The following is a 15,776-nucleotide window of genomic DNA, read 5'->3' on the forward strand; positions in this document are numbered from 1 at the left end:
CTGGCCGAAAGCGATCTTCGTCGCCTATGATTTGATTTGTGATCACACTTGCTTTGATCACGCTATTCGGCTTTAATTTCTTCCGCAAGCCGAAAACGGCCAAGACCGGAATTGCCAATGCAGAAGGCCGCCGTCGAAAAGAACAAGAACAATGAGGTGATCGCAGCCCAGCTTACACCGGTCGGCCGCGAGACCGTGCAGGATCGCGTCTATTCGGAGCTTCGCCGCGCCTTGATCGGCGGCCTTTTCGAGCCGAGCCAGGTTCTGACCATCCGCGGCCTCGCCGACGCGCTGGTCACCAGCACCATGCCGGTGCGCGAGGCGCTCGGACGGCTGATCACCGAGAAGGCGCTGGAGGCGCTTCCCAACCGTTCGGTACGTGTGCCGCCGATCACGCTGGAGCGTATCGACGATCTCTTGCGGGCTCGGTCGCTCATAGAGGGCGAAGCGATAGCACTTGCCGCCACGCGCATGAACCCGCGCCAGATTGCTTCGGTCGAAGCCATGCTAGGCGAGTGGGACGAGATGCGGGCACTGAAGCACAAGAAGGATATCGATCGCGAGGCGACGCTCAACCAGAGCTTCCATTTCGAGATCTACCGTTGCTGCGGTTCCGCCGTGCTGATCCCGATGATCGAGAGCCTTTGGCTGCAATCCGGACCCTGTATCCGCGTCGCCATCTACGCCTTTTCCGACGCCGGCGAGGTCGACACCGCCCACTATCACCGCAGCATCGTCGCCGCGCTTGCCAAGCAGGATGCGCAAGCGGCGCGTGAGGCGCTGGTGGCCGACATCAGCCGGCCCTTCGCCTTTCTGCGCGACAAGCTCCAATCCAAAAGCAAGGAAGGATTGAGGGCATGACGGCGCTTGGCATCAGCATCACCGAGCCGCGCTCACAGCTTTCCGTGACCGCACTGCTGTTGCCTGAAAAGGCGCCCGACAACGCCGCCTTCCTGCTGGCCTATCTCGAGCAACCGCGCGTCGTTGCCGGCATCCATGCGATGTGGACGGGGCCTGAGATTTCCTGCCCGGTTCCATCAGTCGATCTTGAGGGCCAAACCTATGCCAGGCCCTTGCCGGCGGAGAATGCAACGCTGACGCCGCAGCCGGGCGACATCGTGTTGTCCTACGTGCCGCCGCGCATGTGGGGCGGCAATCCGAATGCTATTTTCGATATCGGCCTGTTCTACGGAGCGGGCGCACGCCTGCTGTTCCCGATCGGCTGGCTTGCCGGAAGCGTCGTCGCGCAGGTGGTGCCTGAGCAGCGCGATGAATTCGCAGCCGCTTGTGGCGTGATCCGCCGCAACGGCGCCTGCGACATCACCTTTACCCGGGTGGAGATCTGAATGGCCGGACAAGACGACAGTTTCGAACTCTTCGACCTTCGCGTCGAGGCGGTTATCCCCGAGGGCAAGCCGATCTATTGCGGCGCCAAGGCCGGCGACTATTTCGAGTTGAAGGGCGAGATGCTGTCGATGCCGGCGGGCCAGGGTTTTTCGATCTATTCGATATCAGCCGTTCTGCCGCTGCTCGCGGCAAAACAGCGCCCGACCCACAGGAATGACTGGATGACATCGGACGCCGAGATCGCTTGTCCAGATCCCAATTGCGCCAGCCGGCTGCGGATCATCAGGACCGGCAAGCGGCGGTTCAGCCATGCCGAGACCACGGCGGTTCCGCTGCCGAAGGAGAGTGACCAGAGATGACCGCCAAGGCACTCGAACTCAGCCCCGGCTACACGATCTCGCGCGTCATTCGCGGCGGCTGGCAGCTTGCCGGCGGGCACGGCGCGGTCGATCGCCAACAGGCGGTGAGCGACCTGATCGCCACGTTCGACGCCGGCATCTGGACCTATGATTGCGCCGATATCTATACCGGTGTCGAGGAACTGATTGGTGCGGCGCGCCTGCGCCTTGCCAATGAGCGTGGCCTCGACGCTGCCGCCAAGATGAAGGTGCACACCAAGCTGGTGCCTGACCTCGAACGGCTCTCCACGATCGGCCGCGACTACATCAGCAGCATCGTCGACCAGTCGCTGCGGCGGTTGAAGACTGAGCGCCTCGATCTTGTGCAGTTCCATTGGTGGGACTATTCGGTGCCCCGCTATGTCGATGCGATGGGCTGGCTCGATGAGATCCGCAGGGAAGGCAAGGTGCGCAATATCGGCATCACGAACTTCGACACGCTGCGGCTGGCCGAGATCCTGGCCGCGGGTGTGCCGCTGGTCAGCCAGCAATTGCAATACTCGGTGCTCGACCAGCGGCCGGCCAACAGCCTTGCAGCACTCGCCAGCCGGCATGGCGTCAGTTTCCTCTGCTACGGTTCGGTGGCGGGCGGCTTCCTTAGCGAAAAATGGCTTGGCGTTACCGAGCCGCAGACGCCGCTCGAAAACCGGTCGCTGGTCAAATACAAGCTGATCATCGATGATTTCGGCGGCTGGGAGCTTTTCCAGGAGTTGCTTCGCACACTGAAGGCCATCGCTAACCACCGCGGTTTCGACATCGCCACCATCGCCAGCGCCTGGGTGCTGGAGCAGCCGCAAGTGGCGGCCGTCATCGTCGGCGCCCGCAACCAGGCGCACGCCCTTGCCAATGCCAGAATCATGGACGTCGCGCTCGATGCAGACGAACGGGCGAGGATCGCTGCCGTAATCGCGCAAAGCCGGGGGCCGCTGGGCGACGTCTACACATTGGAACGCGACCGTCACGGCCGCCACGGCTCGATCATGCATTACAATTTGAATGCAGGCAGGAAATGAACGCGGCCATGGACGAAAACCCCTCCTTGCTTTCCCGCGCCAGCGCCGAGGTGGTCGATCTCCACCGCTTCTTCGTCGACTGGTTCAATGCGGCGAGTGCGGACAACGCAGATTTCAGGCGCTTCGAAAGCGTTATGGGCAAAGGCTTCCAGATGGTTGCGCCGGACGGTCAGGTCCTCGATCGCGATGCTGTGCTTGACCATGTCAGCGCAAGCCGCGCCAGCTGTGACGGCGGTTTCACCATCTCGATCGAGGATATCCGGGCCGGCTGGCAGGCCGGCGACACGATCGTCCTCTGCTATGTCGAGGCACAGCAACGCGCCGGCAAGCACAGCCGCCGTCGCTCGAGTGCCGTTTTCACCACCAGTTCATCGGCGCCTAACGGCGTCGAATGGCGACATCTGCATGAAACCTGGCTGCAGGTGCCGGAAGGCTGAACAGGCTCAAGACGTGAATGAGAGTCGTGTAACGAAAGGGGAACAACAATGACAAAGACCATACTTCAGATCACCACCGCGCTCGCCTTGCTGACAGCGGCCGGCGCAGCACAAGCCGCCGACTGCAAGATCACCGTCGGCCTCGTCATGGAACTGACCGGCCCGGCCGGCGAATATGGCCAGGCAGGCGCCAAGTCGGTCGAAATGGCATTCCGCGACATCAACGATGCCGGCGGCGTGCGCGGCTGCGATCTCGCGACCGACACCCGCGACAGCCAGAGCCAGGGCAACATTGCGGTCGACGCCGCAACCCAGCTCGTGCAGGTCAAGAAAGTGCCGGTGATCATAGGCGGCATCATCTCCTCGGTGTCGATCCCGATCCTGACCTCGGTTACCGCGCCGGCCAAGATCGTCCAGGTGTCGCCGGCTTCGTCGTCGCCGACGCTGACGGCGCTCGGGCGCGACGGCAAGACCAATGGCATCTTCTTCCGCACCATCACCTCGGACGCTCTGCAGGGCGTCGCCGCCGCCAAATATGCCATCGACAAGGGCTTCAAGAAGCTGTCGGTCATCCACGTCAACAACGACTTCGGCGTCAACATGGTGGCGGAATTCTCGCGTGCCTATAAGGCGCTCGGCGGCACCATCGTCTCCGACACGCCCTACAATGAAAAGCAGTCGAGCTATGCCTCTGAAGTGACCGCGGCCATGGCCGGCGAGCCGGACGGGCTTTACCTCGTCAGCACGCCTGTCGATGGCGCAACCATCGCCCGTACCTGGATTTCGCAGGGCGGCGTCCAGAAATTCCTGCTCAATGACGGCATGAACAGCCCGGACTTCATCGAATCCGTTGGCGCAGATTACCTGAAGGATGCGTACGGCACTTCATCCGGCACCAGCCCGACCGCATCGACCGAGTATTTCACCAAGAACTACAAGGAATTTTCGGGCATCGAACCGTCCAATCCCGCAGCCGACCGGTCCTATGATGCCGGCGCCATTGTCGGCTTGGCTATCGCCATTGCCGGCTCCGAGGATCCGGCCAAGATCAAGGACGCGATGTACAAGGCGGTCGATCCGGCCGGCACACCGATCTATGCCGGCAAGGACGAGTTCGCCAAGGCGCTCGGCCTGATCAAGGAGGGCAAGCCGATCCGCTACGAAGGCGTCATCGGCCCTGTAGCCTTCGACAAGTATGGCGACATCACCGGCCCGTTCCGGCTCTGGAAGATCGTCGACGGCAAGGTGACGACCGACGGCGAAATGACGACGGATGACGTCAACGCCTTGCAGGCGAAGCTTCAGTAAGCCCCCTATGTCTTGTCCGGCATCGATCCCATTTCATTCAGCTTGATGCCGGACGCTTGCATGTCCTGTTGCTGGTTATGCCGGCCTGGAAACGACCACCGCACCAGCCGTCGGCATGATCCAGGGGCAGGCATAATAATCGGTGATGCCATTTATGGTCCCGCCAGCGGCTTCGATCCGAACCGGATGGGCCGGCTTCCAACCGTCTTCGCCATGGTGGAGCACGAGCAGCATCGCCTCGCCATCGATCATGCCAATCGCCATTTTCCAGGCCGTCGAGGCTCTTTCATATTCAACGAAGTAAGGTGAATCCGACAGCCTGCCCCTGAAGCAATCCGCGACCTGCAATTGTGCGTCGGCGCTGCTCAGCGCCCGTACCCCGTCCCAGTCGCGGCGGTTGAACAGTTCGACATAGCGGCTGAGCAATTCCAGAAGTTCCGGATCGCGCTGGGGCTCCGAACGGAGGATTGGCTCGCCTGACAAGGCGGCCAATTTGGAGCGGCCACGGCTCAACGCGGCCTTGACGCCACCCACGGTCGAGCCGACGAGATCGGCGATCTCTTCCAGCGAATAGTCGAAGACATCCTTGAGCAGGACGCAGGCGCGTTCCTTGGGCGGCAGGTGGATAACCAGCCGTTCGATCGCGCGATCCGCGCCCTTGCCCGCCGGCTCGACCGGCAGGATGATCTCGTCTTCGACGAAATTGGCCTCCGCATGCAGACGCACCTGCCGGCTTCGCAAGAAATCGATGCAGCGATTATATGCAATGCGAAACAGCCAGGGGCGAAGAGCACTCGCATCGTCCAGCTTCTCGATCTTCCGATAGGCCTCGAACAGCGCCTCTTGCATCACGTCTTCGGCGTCGAGCGTCGAACCGGTCATGCGTGCACAGTAGCGGTGCAGCCGTCCACGCAAATGCGCGACTGTCTCCAGGAAGCCGGCGTAGCGGACGTCGAAAAGCCCGGTCGGGTCAAGTCTTGGCTGCATCTTCATTGGCATTCGATTCGGCGGCGGATCACATCGGGACATAGGTCAGCGTGATCACACCGTTCTTGAAACGGTGCGTATCTATAAGCTCCAGCTTGACCAGGGACGGGTCGACATCCTGGAAAGCGCGTTTGCCATGCCCGACGCGGGTCGGCACGATCGAGAGTTGATACTCGTCGACAAGCCTGTTGGCGAGCAGCGTCTGGTCGAGATTGCTCACTCCATACTTCAGTATGTTGCCGCCGGTTTGCTGCTTGATCCTGGCGATTTCGGCAGCGACGTCGCCTTGGATCAGCGATGCGTTCCAGCTCACTGCCTGGAGGCTGCGCGAAGCGACGAGCTTGTTCAGCCCGTTCATGCGGTCCATGTACTTGCTGCCTTTGACATGCGGCCAACGCGCCGAAAACATTTCATAGGTGATGCGGCCGAGCAGGAAAAAATCCGCCTCGCCGGCCTTTTCATATGAGTGCTCCTTCATCTCCTCGTCGAAGAAGGGCGAGGCCCATTCCATTGGTGCTTCGATGACGCCGTCCAGCGAAATAAAGCTGCCTACGATTAATTTCCTCATCGCGTGCCTCCGGTTGCGCAACAGGCATCCCGTCGGATCCAAGAACCGGCGCAAACGAACCGGCCCGACGGATGACCACAGGATGCAGTGCCTAAGACGTTTCCGGTTCGACTTTGGATACGCGTGAGGATCGTATGAGCTAATAAAGCGGCTTGGCCATGTGCCGGGGGGTCGGCCATTCCGTCGTTATCCCCGGCTGCACCGGCCGCTCGAGATAGGTCGACAGGACCACATAGCTTCGGGTCGAGGTGACGCCAGGCGTTTCGTAGAGGCGCGACAACAGGCCTTCGAGTGCCCGCGTGTCCTCGGTGCGGACCTTGATCAGCATGCATGTGTCGCCGGCCACCGAATGAATCTCCTCGACTTCGGGATGTTCGGAAATAGCCATCAGCTCCGGCGTCTTTCCCCACCCCTTGGTGTCGATATGGACGAAGGCAAGCAGCGGCTTGTGCACCGCCTTGGGATCGATGATGACCGCGGTGTTGCGGATGGCGCCGCTGCGCCGGAGGCGCTTGACGCGTTCATGGGCTGCCGGCGGTGAAAGGCCGACCCGGTCGCCGAGCTCGGCATAGCTGATCGTGGCGTCGTCGACCAGAACGCCTAATATTTTTCGGTCGGTTGCATCGATATCGCGGGCGGCAGGCCTGTTCTGCGGAATGCCATCTGTTTCTTCATCCATAATGAAATTCCCTATTGATGCAGAATTTAATACGGCCATTATCGCCCTATGTCGAATAGTGATCAAGTCGCAACATTTACGGTAAGGCCGCCTATCCCGGCGCTCGCTTACCTCCTCACCGGATGCATTGCCGTGATCGGCTCGAACTCGCTGGTGCTCGGTCCGATCGCACCGGCGGTGGCCGCGTCCTTCGGCACAAGCGTGCCGGCGGTTATGATCGCGTCCGCCGCGTTCGGGCTCGGTACGTCGGCGAGCGCCTTGTTCCTGGCGCGCTATATCGACCGGCTTGGTGCCCGCCGCATGCTGCAAGGAGCGTTGCTGCTGCTGGCGATAGCGCTCGTCGCCAGCGCTGCTGCGCCGACGGTGACGGCGCTGGTCGCGGCCCAGCTTCTCGCCGGCATCGCTGCAGGTGTCGCCATGCCGGCAATCTACGCCAGCTCCGCCGCGATTGCACCGCCCGGCCGCGAAAGCGGCACCATAGGCGTCGTGCTGACCGGCTGGACGCTGAGCATGATCGCCGGGGTTTCGCTGTCGGCCGTACTTGCCGACCTGGTGCATTGGCGCGCCGTTTTCGCGGCGGTCGCGGTGCTCGCAGCACTCGCATTGGCAAGCCTGACGCTGACGTCGCTGAGCGATGTCAGGAAGAGCGGCCCGGCGCCGACGCCGCTGGGCGCCTTGAGCGTCCCCGGCATAGTGCCGCTTCTGGTTGCCTGCGCCGCATTCATGACCGCGTTCTACGGTGTCTATGGCTATCTTGGCGATCACCTTCACAATGGCTTGGGACGGCCGGTCAGCGCCAACGGGCTGGCCGCGCTCGCTTATGGCGCCGGATTTGGTGCGGCGGCACTTCTTGACGGCGTTATCGACCGCCTGGGCGCGCGGCGTATCATGCCATTTGCCTACCTGCTCGTCGCGGCCGTCTATGTCGCGATTGCCGCAGCGAGCAGTAGTTTCCATCTGACTATAGCGATGATAGCCGTCTGGGGCCTTGCCAATCATTTCGGGCTGAACGTCCTGGTGATGCGCCTGTCCGCGCTTGATCCTGCGCGGCGCGGCACGATCATGGGCTTGAACAGCGCGGTGACCTACCTCGCCGTGTTCGTCGGCACCACGGCGTTCGGACCGCTTTATTCCACATTCGGTTTTGCGGCGTCGGCGGTGGTTGCAGCCCTGCTCATGCTGATCGCTGCTGTGGCAGCGGCGTGGCGTTCGCCGAAGCTGTAGCGCAGCAAGGCTTGCGTCTCGGCCCCGTCCATCGATAGATGCTTGGTGGATGGACAATACAACGCTTGAGACAACCGCCGATCCCTTGCCGCACGAGCTAGCTTTTCTCGGAGAGCGGCTTGCTGCGTTCAACGACAGTGATGTCGGCGCCTCCCGCAGGAAGGCATTGGCCGTGTTCGTGCGCGATGAGCACGGCGTTATTGTCGCCGGCATCTCGGGATACACCGCCTGGGGCTGGCTCTATGTGCAATGGCTCTGGGTCGATGAAAAACTGCGCGGCCACGGCATGGCCGGCAGGATGCTCGAGGCGGCCGAGAGGGAGGCGATCGCGCGCGACTGTCACGGCGCCTGGATCGACACGTTCAATCCCAAGGCGGCCAAGGCCTATGAGCGCCACGGCTACCGGCCGTTCGGTGCGCTCGCCGACTTTCCCATTGGCCGCAGCCGCATCTTCTTACAGAAGAACCTGAAGCACGACTAGCCGGCGAGCCGCCCTCCGCGCATCGCCTGCGGCACGCCGGTCGTGCTGGGGAAGCTGATCGGCAAGCCCCTAAGCACACGCACTGCCAGGAAGGCAAAACACTCCGCCTCCACCGCATCGCCCTTCCAGCCCATCGCCTCAGCCGGCACGGCCTCGACACCGGCGCGGCTGGCAAGCATGGCCATGATCGTTGGATTGTGGCGCCCGCCGCCGCTGACCACCAGCCGCTTCGGCCGGCGCGGCAGAAGATCGAGCCCTTTGCCGACCGCGGCCGCGGTGAAGGCCGTCAGCAGTGCTGCGCCATCCTCGGCATTCATCCCGTCCGCCATCGAGGCGTCGAAATCGAAACGGTCCAGCGATTTCGGGTAAGGCTTGGTCAAATACGGGTGCTGCAGGAGCTTGGCCAGCCGTGACTCGTCGACCGTCCCGGCCCGGGCCAGCGCGCCGTCGCGGTCCATTTCGCCAAGACCCTTCGATTTGATGAAGTCGTTCAGCGGTGCGTTGGCGGGCCCGGTGTCGAAGGCAACAATATTGTCCATGCCGTCCCACCAGGTGATGTTGGCGACGCCGCCGAGATTAAGCACCGCCGTGTCGCCGCTGGCGTCTGCCTCGCGCAGTAGCGCGGCGTGATAGGCGGCCGAGAGCGGCGCACCCTGGCCGCCGGCGCGCATGTCGGCCGAGCGGAAGTCATAGGCGACTTTGGTGCCCAGGATGGCATGCATCAGCTCGCCGTCGCCGAGCTGGCGGGTCCGGCCCAGTCGGCCCACTTGCGGGGCACGGTGCAGCACGGTCTGGCCATGGAAGCCGACGACGCCGATATCGGCCATGGTCAGGCCGTGACTTTCGACAAGATCCCTCACCGCGGCGGATTGGGCGCGCGTCAGTGCCTCCTCTGCCTCACGAAAAATCGCCGGTTCCGGTCCGGTGAAATTCCAGATCCTGGCCTGGCGCAACGTCTCCTCCAACAGGCTGCGGATCGATCTGGGGTAGGGTGCCAGCGTGTAGGTGCCGAAATCCGCGATCCGTTCGCCGTCGGTCTTGATCAGCGCGACGTCGATATTACCGTCCAGCACGGTGCCGGTCATCAGGCCGACAGCCCACATTGGTGCGCCATTTTTCGCAATCATGACTTGTCAGGCTCCGTTGACGAGATCGCCGATCGATTGCCTTAGCGCTGCGATCCCGCTGTTGAAATGACGTGTCGGATGGATCCGGTTGGTGAGCAAGGTCCATGCTCTGCCTTTGTCGAAGTCGACCCAAAGCCCGGTGCCGGTGAAGCCGGTATGGCCAATTGTGCCGGGGCTGCACAGCCGGCCGCCGGACCAGCCTTCGTAAGGCCGCTCCCAGCCATGGGTGCGGGTTGCCGACAAGGGCGTGCGCATCAGCGCTATTGAACGCTCGGATGCGCCACTCCCGCCCAGCAGCCCTAGCGCAAAATCGAGGATCGCGGCCGCCGTTCCGAACAGCCCGGCGTGACCGGCCCCTTGCAATGCCGAGCAATTGTCGTCGTGGACCTCGCCGCAGAGAACACGATGGCGCCATGTGCAGTCTTCTGTGGCCGCCGCGCGATCCGGTTCGGTGGAGAACGCGAAGCCCGGACCGGGATCCATGTCGCGAATGGTCTTGCCGGACAGGCGCTCCAGGACGAAGCCGAGCAGAATGAAATTGATATCGGAATAGACCGGCTCCCCGACCTGCCACTCGCGCTGCAGGACAAAGGCGCGCAACAGCTCGGGATCGCGGCCATAGGTGTAGATTGGAGCAACGGCCGGAAACGGCGTCTGATGACCGAGACACTGGCGAAACGTCACCTTCCGTTCCCAGGCTTTTTCGTCATATTGGCGAAGGTCGGGCAGGACCGAAATCAGCGGCGCGTCGAGGTCGATGACGCCTTCTTCCGCCAGTGCAAGGATACGCGGCGTGGTGAAGATGACTTTGGTCAGCGACGCCAGATCGAACCATGTTTCGATATGCATCGGCCGTATCTTCGGCACGACTTGGGCTGAGCCGACTGCCCGGACGATGCGTTGACCGTCCCGGTCGACCATGCCGAGCACGCCGCCGGGAATGCGCGACGCAGCCACGGCCGTTTCGAGCGGGGCGAATGCACGGTCGAAGAGATCATGCTCGATCAAATGCGGCCTCCGTCTGAAAAGCAGCGAGGGGGCTGTTCGTCTGACTCTGCATGCTTTCGAGCGACAATCATCACGCTTCCACCCGTGCCCTATGATCCGGCCCGAATTGCTGCCAATTGGCCGGGCCCGGTTCAAATCCCAGCGGACGCACGAGCGAGGGAACCTGGCGCGTGTCCAGCTCGAAACGTTCATGCCGCCGGTCTATGGTGGGAACGGCCGCGATAAGTTGTTTGGTATAAGAGTGCTTCGGCTCCGAGAGCACCGATCTGGCATCGCCGATCTCGACGATCTGGCCGGCATAGATGACCGCAATGCGATGGGCGATCCGCTCGACGACAGCCATGTCATGCGAGATGAACAGGTAGGCCAGCCCGAATTCACGCTGCAGCTCGACCAAAAGCTCCAGCACCCTGGCCTGCACCGACACATCGAGCGCCGAAACCGCTTCGTCGAGGACGACAACCGAAGGATTGAGCATCAGCGCGCGAGCGATGCACAGGCGTTGCCGCTGGCCGCCGGAGAATTCATGCGGATAGCGCTGCAGGCTGTTTTCCGGAAGGCCGACGCGTTTCAGCAGCGCGGCCATTTTCGCCCGCGTTTCAGCAGTTATCCGTCCGCCGCTAGCGATCATCGGCTCTGTGAGGATGCTTTCGATGGTGAGTCTGGGATTGAGCGAGCCATAGGGATTCTGGAACACCATCTGCACCGGAAGGGCGCTCTGCCCGGCGACGGCCTTGCGCGTGCTGGCCGAGATTGTGCCGCGCGTCGGGCGCACCAGCCCCAGAATCGCGCGGGCGGTGGTGGACTTTCCGGAACCGCTCTCGCCGACGACCGCCAATGTCTCGCCCGGCATTAGCTCGAAATCCACCCCGTCCACTGCGTGCACGGCACCGCTGGCGCGGCTGAAAAACCCAGCCTTGACCGGAAACCGCACCACGAGGCCAGTGACCTTCAGCGCCGGCTCGGCAGCTTTTTGCGTTTCGCGTTGCACGTCCTTGCGTGCGGCACTGCCGCCGGCGAAATGCGGCACCGCATGAAGCAGATGCCGCGTATAGGGATGCTGCGGATTGTCCAATATCTGGTTCAGCGCGCCCTGCTCGACAGCTTCTCCGCTTTGCATCACCATGACCTTGTCAGCGATGCCTGCAACCAGACCGATGTCGTGGGTGATGAAGATCATCGACATCCCGGTTTCCTGCTTCAATTCGGCGAGCAGCGCCATGATCTGCGCCTGCACCGTAACATCCAGCGCCGTCGTTGGTTCGTCGGCAATGAGCAGGCGCGGGTTGCAAGCGAGCGCCATGGCGATCATCACCCGCTGCAACATGCCGCCCGAAAGCTGGTTGGGCGTGTATTTCAGTCGCCGTGCAGCGTCGGGAATACGCACGCGGTCGAGCGCGTCCTTGGCCGCCGCCGTCGCTTGCCGGCCGGTCAGGCCGCGATGCAGGCGAAACGATTCCTCGATCTGCCTGCCGATGGTCAGCACCGGATTGAGCGAGCTCATCGGCTCCTGGAAGATCATGCCGATTTCACCGCCGCGGATCTTCGTCAGTTGCGGCTCGGTCGCGGCGGTCAGGTCGAAGATGCTGTTGTCGGCCCGCCTCAGCTTGATCGAGCCCGCGGTGATGCGACCGCCGCCATAATCGACAAGCCGATTGATCGACAGCGCCGTGACCGATTTGCCCGAGCCGCTTTCGCCGACGATGGCCAATGTTTCGCCGTCGGCGAGATCGAAGCTGACGCCGCGCACGACCTCATTGGCTTTCGGGTTGCGGCCGAAGCCGACGCGCAATCCGCTGACGGACAGCAGCGGGATCATGCGATTGATCTCCGCATCTTCGGGTCGAGGACATCACGCAACGCATCGCCGAGCAGGTTGAAACCGAGGATGCTGATCATGATTGCCACGCCCGGGAAGATCATCAGCCAGGGAGCTGTCTCCATCAGATTGCGGCTGTCGCTCAGCATCAGGCCGAGCGACGCGGCGGGCGGCTGCGTGCCAAGCCCGAGGAAGCTTAAGCCGGCTTCGGTCAGCAGTGCCCAGGCCAGCGCCAGCGTCACCTGAACCGTCAGTGGCGCCACCAGATTGAGCAGCAGATGCCGTGTTACGATATAGCCCGCACTGCTGCCGAACGTGCGGGCCGCGTCGACGAACTCGCGCGCCTTGAGCGACAGAGCCGGACCTCGCACGACGCGCGTGAAGATCGGCGTGTAGACGATGGCGATGGCAATGACGCTGGTCGAGCTTCCCGGTCCAGCAACCGCGACGATCAGCAGCGCCAGCAGGATCGCCGGGAACGCCAGCACAACGTCCATGATGCGCATCACCAAGCCGTCCCAGCGGCGCCCGAACCAGGCTGCCGCCAGCCCGAGCACGGTGCCGGCCAGTGTCGCGAAGGCGACCGAAAAGAAGGCCACGATGAAGGACTGGCCGATCCCGGTCATCAGCCGACTTGCGACATCGCGGCCGAACAGGTCCGTGCCCATACAGTAGGTGCCGTCAGGCGCATGCAGTCGCTCGACCCGGTGCTGCGTCAGCGGATTGTGCGGCGTCAGCCCCAGCATGCCAAGCACGGCAAGCAGCAGATAAAGCGCAACGATGGCACCGCCAATGCGGCCGCTGGGATGCGCAAATATAGCCCGCAATGTCGCCATCAGTGCTCGCTTAGCCGGATACGCGGGTCGAGCGCGACATAGGCGAGGTCGACGAGGAGATTGACGATCATGAAGTTAAAGGCGATGAACAGCACGCTTCCCTGCACCAGCGCGTAGTCGCGCTGCAGGATGGCATCCAGCACCATACGGCCGAGACCGGGCAGCGCAAATATCTGCTCGACGATGACTGCCCCGCCCAGCAGATAGCCGAACTCTATGCCGCTCAGCGTCACGACCGGGATGAGCGCGTTGGGCAAAGCATGCCGCCAGATGACGCCGCGCGCCGAAACGCCTTTGCTGCGCGCCGTCCTGACATAGTCGTCGCTGAGCACATCGAGCATCGCCGAACGCGATATGCGGGTCACCGAAGCCGCGAAGGCAAATCCAAGCGTGACCGCAGGCAGCAACAGTTGGCCGAGATTGCGCAGCGGATCCTGCCACAGCGGCGAAAACTCGCCCATCGCCGGCAAAACGCCGAACCCCGCCGACAGTGTGTAGATGATCAGCAGGGCAAGGACAAAGTTCGGCGTCGACTGCCCGATCATTGCGACAACGCGCACGCCGAGGTCGGACAGCTTTTCATTATGGGTGGCGGCAAAAATCCCGGCCGGCATGCCGACAACCAGGGCGATGACCATCGAAAGCAGGGCGAGCTCCAACGTTAGCGGGAAACGCTCGAGGATGACGTGGAGCACCGGCCTGCCATAGGTGGACGAAATGCCGAGATTACCTTGGAAAAGACCAAGCAGCCAGCGCCAGTACTGGATGAACCAGGGCTGGTCGATGCCGAAATAAGCTGCAAGCGCATCGCGCTGCTGCGGCGTCAGCAGGCCGGCTTCGGTCCCCAGCATTGCCGTGATCGAATCGCCCGGAACCATCCTGATCGCCAGGAACACGACGATGGACACGCCAAGCAGGACGAGAGGGAAGGTTGCCAGTCGCCGCATCAGATAGTTCACGCGAAGAATACCCTCTCGTCCGGCACCAAAGCAGCTACTGGATCGTCACTTTGGCGAGGCTGAACAGCGAACCTGTCGGCACCGGTTCGAATCCTGCGATATTTTTCTGCTGTGCCGTGTAGCTGTAGGACGTGTAGAGCCAGATCCAGGGCGACATCTCAGTGATGTGCTTCTCGAAGTCGGCGAAGATCGCTTTGCGCGCTGCCGGGTCGGTCTCGCTGCGGCCCTTCTGCATTAGACTGTCCAGCGTATCGTCGATATAGTTCGCGACCTTCTGCAGATTGCCCGTCTTGGTCCAGTAACGGTTGTACATAGTGTAGGGATCGGCCCTGCCGCCGTTCAGGGCGATGGCCATGTCGAAATCGCCCTTCAGCCAGGCATCGACATAGACGTTGAGCTCCATCATTTTGATGTCGAGCTTGACGCCGATTTCTGCGAGTTGCGACTGGATGACCTGGGCTTCCGCCGCTGCCGTCGGCGGCTCGCCGGTGGCGCCGATCACGGTCGCCGAAAAGCCGTCGGCGTAGCCCGCTTCGGCCATCAGCTGCTTGGCTTTCTCGACGTCGCGCTTATAGCAGAACAACTGGCTCGGATCGGTCGCCAAGGCCGGGATAGTCAGCGGGCCGGTGACTTTGCCTTCACCGAGCGAGGCGGTGTCCAGCACTTCCTGCCGGTCGATGGCGCAGGAAATCGCCTGACGCACCTTGAGTTCGGTCATCGGCTTGCGGGAAGGATTGAGCTGCAGCACGTGATAGGCAAGCACCGGCACACGGTTCAACTGCAGGCTGGCTTCCTTGGGCACAAGGGTGGCGACAAGCGGATCGTTGAGCAGGGCAAAATCGATCTGCTTGCTGCGCATCGCCGCCAGGATCGCCGTCTCGTCCGGCAGCACGCTGATCTCGATGCCGTCGACGCCGGTCGTGCCGCCCGCCCAATCCTTGTTGGCGACAAGCACTTCCTTGGAATTCGGATCCCACTTTTCCAACTTGAACGGACCCGAGCCGATCGTCGTCGTGCCGATCGAGCCGGCCGTGATTTCGCTTGCCGGGACGATCGCGGCGTTGACGTCGCTCATCGCCGTCAGGATCGGCACATCCGGCTGCGAGAGGTGGAACACGACGGTGGCTGGATCGGGTGTGTCGATGCTGGCGATCGAGAGAAAGTTGGCACGCGCGGCCGCGCCGGTCTTCTCGTCGAGTATGCGCTCGAACGATGCCTTGACATCGGCCGAGGTCACGGCGGCGCCGTTCTGGAATTTTGCTTTCGGATTGAGTTTGAAACTCAGCTCCTTGCCGTCCGGCGAGAACTGCCATGAATCGGCAATCGCGGGCGTGATTTGCAGGTTTGCGTCGAGCCGCACCAGTGGCTCATAGATCAGTTCCAGCAGCCGCAGTGAGGAGAATGCCGTCTGCTTGTGCGGATCAAGACCGGTGGCGTCCTGCGACCACGCCATATGCAGCGTCGCCGCACTCGCCTGCGCCGGTAGCGCGGCGATGCCAACCATTGCCGCGAGTGCCATGCCGGAAAGCAGTTTCTTGCCAATGTGCCGTACCATTGTCGTCTCCATTATTGTTAAACCTGATGC

Annotated in this window: 17 protein-coding genes; 8 read left to right on the forward strand and 9 right to left on the reverse strand. The window is 62.5% G+C overall.

Going from position 1 to position 15,776, the window contains the following annotated elements:
• Positions 1-117 precede the first annotated feature (117 nt).
• From NKJ35_RS04615 to NKJ35_RS04640, 6 genes are read left to right on the forward strand one after another with little or no spacing between them, the layout of a single operon-like run.
• A complete protein-coding gene (locus tag NKJ35_RS04615; RefSeq protein WP_352645302.1) occupies positions 118-861 on the forward strand; it encodes a GntR family transcriptional regulator in 744 nt (247 codons plus the stop codon).
• Positions 858-1,346, forward strand: a complete 489-nt coding sequence (locus NKJ35_RS04620; protein ID WP_254818754.1) for a DUF3830 family protein — start codon at positions 858-860, stop codon at positions 1,344-1,346. The genes NKJ35_RS04615 and NKJ35_RS04620 overlap by 4 nt, the downstream gene beginning before the upstream one ends.
• The gene (locus NKJ35_RS04625) at positions 1,347-1,706 is read left to right on the forward strand and encodes a TIGR04076 family protein (protein WP_352645303.1); all 360 of its coding nucleotides are present in this window, start codon (positions 1,347-1,349) and stop codon (positions 1,704-1,706) included.
• Positions 1,703-2,758 carry an aldo/keto reductase gene (locus NKJ35_RS04630; protein WP_352645304.1) on the forward strand — a complete coding sequence of 352 codons (1,056 nt, stop codon included), beginning with the start codon at positions 1,703-1,705 and terminating at the stop codon, positions 2,756-2,758. Before NKJ35_RS04625 ends, NKJ35_RS04630 begins: the two co-directional genes overlap by 4 nt.
• Positions 2,759-2,766: 8 nt before the next feature.
• On the forward strand, positions 2,767-3,195 hold the full coding sequence (locus NKJ35_RS04635) for a DUF4440 domain-containing protein (protein ID WP_352645305.1): 429 nt from the start codon (positions 2,767-2,769) through the stop codon (positions 3,193-3,195).
• Between the two features lie 48 nt (positions 3,196-3,243).
• On the forward strand, positions 3,244-4,503 hold the full coding sequence (locus NKJ35_RS04640; protein ID WP_352645307.1) for an ABC transporter substrate-binding protein: 1,260 nt from the start codon (positions 3,244-3,246) through the stop codon (positions 4,501-4,503).
• A gap of 75 nt (positions 4,504-4,578) precedes the next feature.
• Here the strand turns inward: NKJ35_RS04640 and NKJ35_RS04645 are convergent, their stop codons facing one another.
• The 3 genes from NKJ35_RS04645 to NKJ35_RS04655 all read right to left on the reverse strand — a co-directional run bounded on the left by NKJ35_RS04645 (position 4,579) and on the right by NKJ35_RS04655 (position 6,737).
• Positions 4,579-5,496 carry a sigma-70 family RNA polymerase sigma factor gene (locus NKJ35_RS04645; RefSeq protein ID WP_352645308.1) on the reverse strand — a complete coding sequence of 306 codons (918 nt, stop codon included), beginning with the start codon at positions 5,494-5,496 and terminating at the stop codon, positions 4,579-4,581.
• Positions 5,497-5,518: 22 nt separating this feature from the next.
• A complete protein-coding gene (locus tag NKJ35_RS04650) occupies positions 5,519-6,058 on the reverse strand; it encodes a dihydrofolate reductase family protein (RefSeq protein ID WP_352645309.1) in 540 nt (179 codons plus the stop codon).
• Positions 6,059-6,197: 139 nt separating this feature from the next.
• Positions 6,198-6,737 carry an Lrp/AsnC family transcriptional regulator gene (locus NKJ35_RS04655; protein ID WP_352452390.1) on the reverse strand — a complete coding sequence of 180 codons (540 nt, stop codon included), beginning with the start codon at positions 6,735-6,737 and terminating at the stop codon, positions 6,198-6,200.
• A 48-nt stretch (positions 6,738-6,785) separates the two neighbouring features.
• On the opposite strand from NKJ35_RS04655, the gene NKJ35_RS04660 reads away from it, so the two are divergent.
• The gene (locus tag NKJ35_RS04660) at positions 6,786-7,961 is read left to right on the forward strand and encodes an MFS transporter (RefSeq protein WP_352645311.1); all 1,176 of its coding nucleotides are present in this window, start codon (positions 6,786-6,788) and stop codon (positions 7,959-7,961) included.
• A 49-nt stretch (positions 7,962-8,010) separates the two neighbouring features.
• Positions 8,011-8,442 (forward strand): GNAT family N-acetyltransferase, encoded by a 432-nt coding sequence (locus NKJ35_RS04665; protein ID WP_254818745.1) that lies wholly within the window; start codon positions 8,011-8,013, stop codon positions 8,440-8,442.
• On the opposite strand, the gene NKJ35_RS04670 is transcribed toward NKJ35_RS04665, so the two are convergent.
• From NKJ35_RS04670 to NKJ35_RS04695, 6 genes are all read right to left on the reverse strand, one after another.
• The gene (locus NKJ35_RS04670; protein ID WP_352645313.1) at positions 8,439-9,569 is read right to left on the reverse strand and encodes an anhydro-N-acetylmuramic acid kinase; all 1,131 of its coding nucleotides are present in this window, start codon (positions 9,567-9,569) and stop codon (positions 8,439-8,441) included. The two genes, NKJ35_RS04665 and NKJ35_RS04670, sit on opposite strands and share 4 nt — an antisense overlap.
• A gap of 6 nt (positions 9,570-9,575) precedes the next feature.
• Positions 9,576-10,577, reverse strand: coding sequence for a serine hydrolase domain-containing protein (locus tag NKJ35_RS04675; RefSeq protein WP_352645315.1), 1,002 nt, complete (start codon positions 10,575-10,577; stop codon positions 9,576-9,578).
• A 70-nt stretch (positions 10,578-10,647) separates the two neighbouring features.
• Positions 10,648-12,396: an ABC transporter ATP-binding protein gene (locus NKJ35_RS04680; RefSeq protein WP_352645316.1), complete on the reverse strand. Its 1,749-nt coding sequence runs from the start codon at positions 12,394-12,396 to the stop codon at positions 10,648-10,650.
• Complete coding sequence (locus NKJ35_RS04685; protein WP_352645317.1) at positions 12,393-13,232, reverse strand: ABC transporter permease; 840 nt, start codon at positions 13,230-13,232, stop codon at positions 12,393-12,395. The genes NKJ35_RS04680 and NKJ35_RS04685 overlap by 4 nt, the downstream gene beginning before the upstream one ends.
• Positions 13,232-14,191, reverse strand: a complete 960-nt coding sequence (locus NKJ35_RS04690; RefSeq protein ID WP_352645318.1) for an ABC transporter permease — start codon at positions 14,189-14,191, stop codon at positions 13,232-13,234. The genes NKJ35_RS04685 and NKJ35_RS04690 overlap by 1 nt, the downstream gene beginning before the upstream one ends.
• A 34-nt stretch (positions 14,192-14,225) precedes the next feature.
• A complete protein-coding gene (locus NKJ35_RS04695) occupies positions 14,226-15,746 on the reverse strand; it encodes an ABC transporter substrate-binding protein (RefSeq protein ID WP_352645319.1) in 1,521 nt (506 codons plus the stop codon).
• Positions 15,747-15,776: the final 30 nt, after the last annotated feature.

The sequence above is a fragment of the Mesorhizobium sp. M0136 genome (assembly GCF_040322515.1).
In the GTDB taxonomy this organism is placed as follows: domain Bacteria; phylum Pseudomonadota; class Alphaproteobacteria; order Rhizobiales; family Rhizobiaceae; genus Mesorhizobium.

Bases quoted from the DNA above. Each gene is read 5' to 3' on its own strand.
- NKJ35_RS04615 (WP_352645302.1), top strand. From the start codon at position 118: ATGCAGAAGGCCGCCGTCGAAAAGAACAAGAACAATGAGGTGATCGCA.
- NKJ35_RS04620 (WP_254818754.1), top strand. From the start codon at position 858: ATGACGGCGCTTGGCATCAGCATCACCGAGCCGCGCTCACAGCTTTCC.
- NKJ35_RS04625 (WP_352645303.1), top strand. From the start codon at position 1,347: ATGGCCGGACAAGACGACAGTTTCGAACTCTTCGACCTTCGCGTCGAG.
- NKJ35_RS04630 (WP_352645304.1), top strand. From the start codon at position 1,703: ATGACCGCCAAGGCACTCGAACTCAGCCCCGGCTACACGATCTCGCGC.
- NKJ35_RS04635 (WP_352645305.1), top strand. From the start codon at position 2,767: ATGGACGAAAACCCCTCCTTGCTTTCCCGCGCCAGCGCCGAGGTGGTC.
- NKJ35_RS04640 (WP_352645307.1), top strand. From the start codon at position 3,244: ATGACAAAGACCATACTTCAGATCACCACCGCGCTCGCCTTGCTGACA.
- NKJ35_RS04645 (WP_352645308.1), bottom strand. From the start codon at position 5,496: ATGAAGATGCAGCCAAGACTTGACCCGACCGGGCTTTTCGACGTCCGC.
- NKJ35_RS04650 (WP_352645309.1), bottom strand. From the start codon at position 6,058: ATGAGGAAATTAATCGTAGGCAGCTTTATTTCGCTGGACGGCGTCATC.
- NKJ35_RS04655 (WP_352452390.1), bottom strand. From the start codon at position 6,737: ATGGATGAAGAAACAGATGGCATTCCGCAGAACAGGCCTGCCGCCCGC.
- NKJ35_RS04660 (WP_352645311.1), top strand. From the start codon at position 6,786: ATGTCGAATAGTGATCAAGTCGCAACATTTACGGTAAGGCCGCCTATC.
- NKJ35_RS04665 (WP_254818745.1), top strand. From the start codon at position 8,011: ATGGACAATACAACGCTTGAGACAACCGCCGATCCCTTGCCGCACGAG.
- NKJ35_RS04670 (WP_352645313.1), bottom strand. From the start codon at position 9,569: ATGATTGCGAAAAATGGCGCACCAATGTGGGCTGTCGGCCTGATGACC.
- NKJ35_RS04680 (WP_352645316.1), bottom strand. From the start codon at position 12,396: ATGATCCCGCTGCTGTCCGTCAGCGGATTGCGCGTCGGCTTCGGCCGC.
- NKJ35_RS04685 (WP_352645317.1), bottom strand. From the start codon at position 13,232: ATGGCGACATTGCGGGCTATATTTGCGCATCCCAGCGGCCGCATTGGC.
- NKJ35_RS04695 (WP_352645319.1), bottom strand. From the start codon at position 15,746: ATGGTACGGCACATTGGCAAGAAACTGCTTTCCGGCATGGCACTCGCG.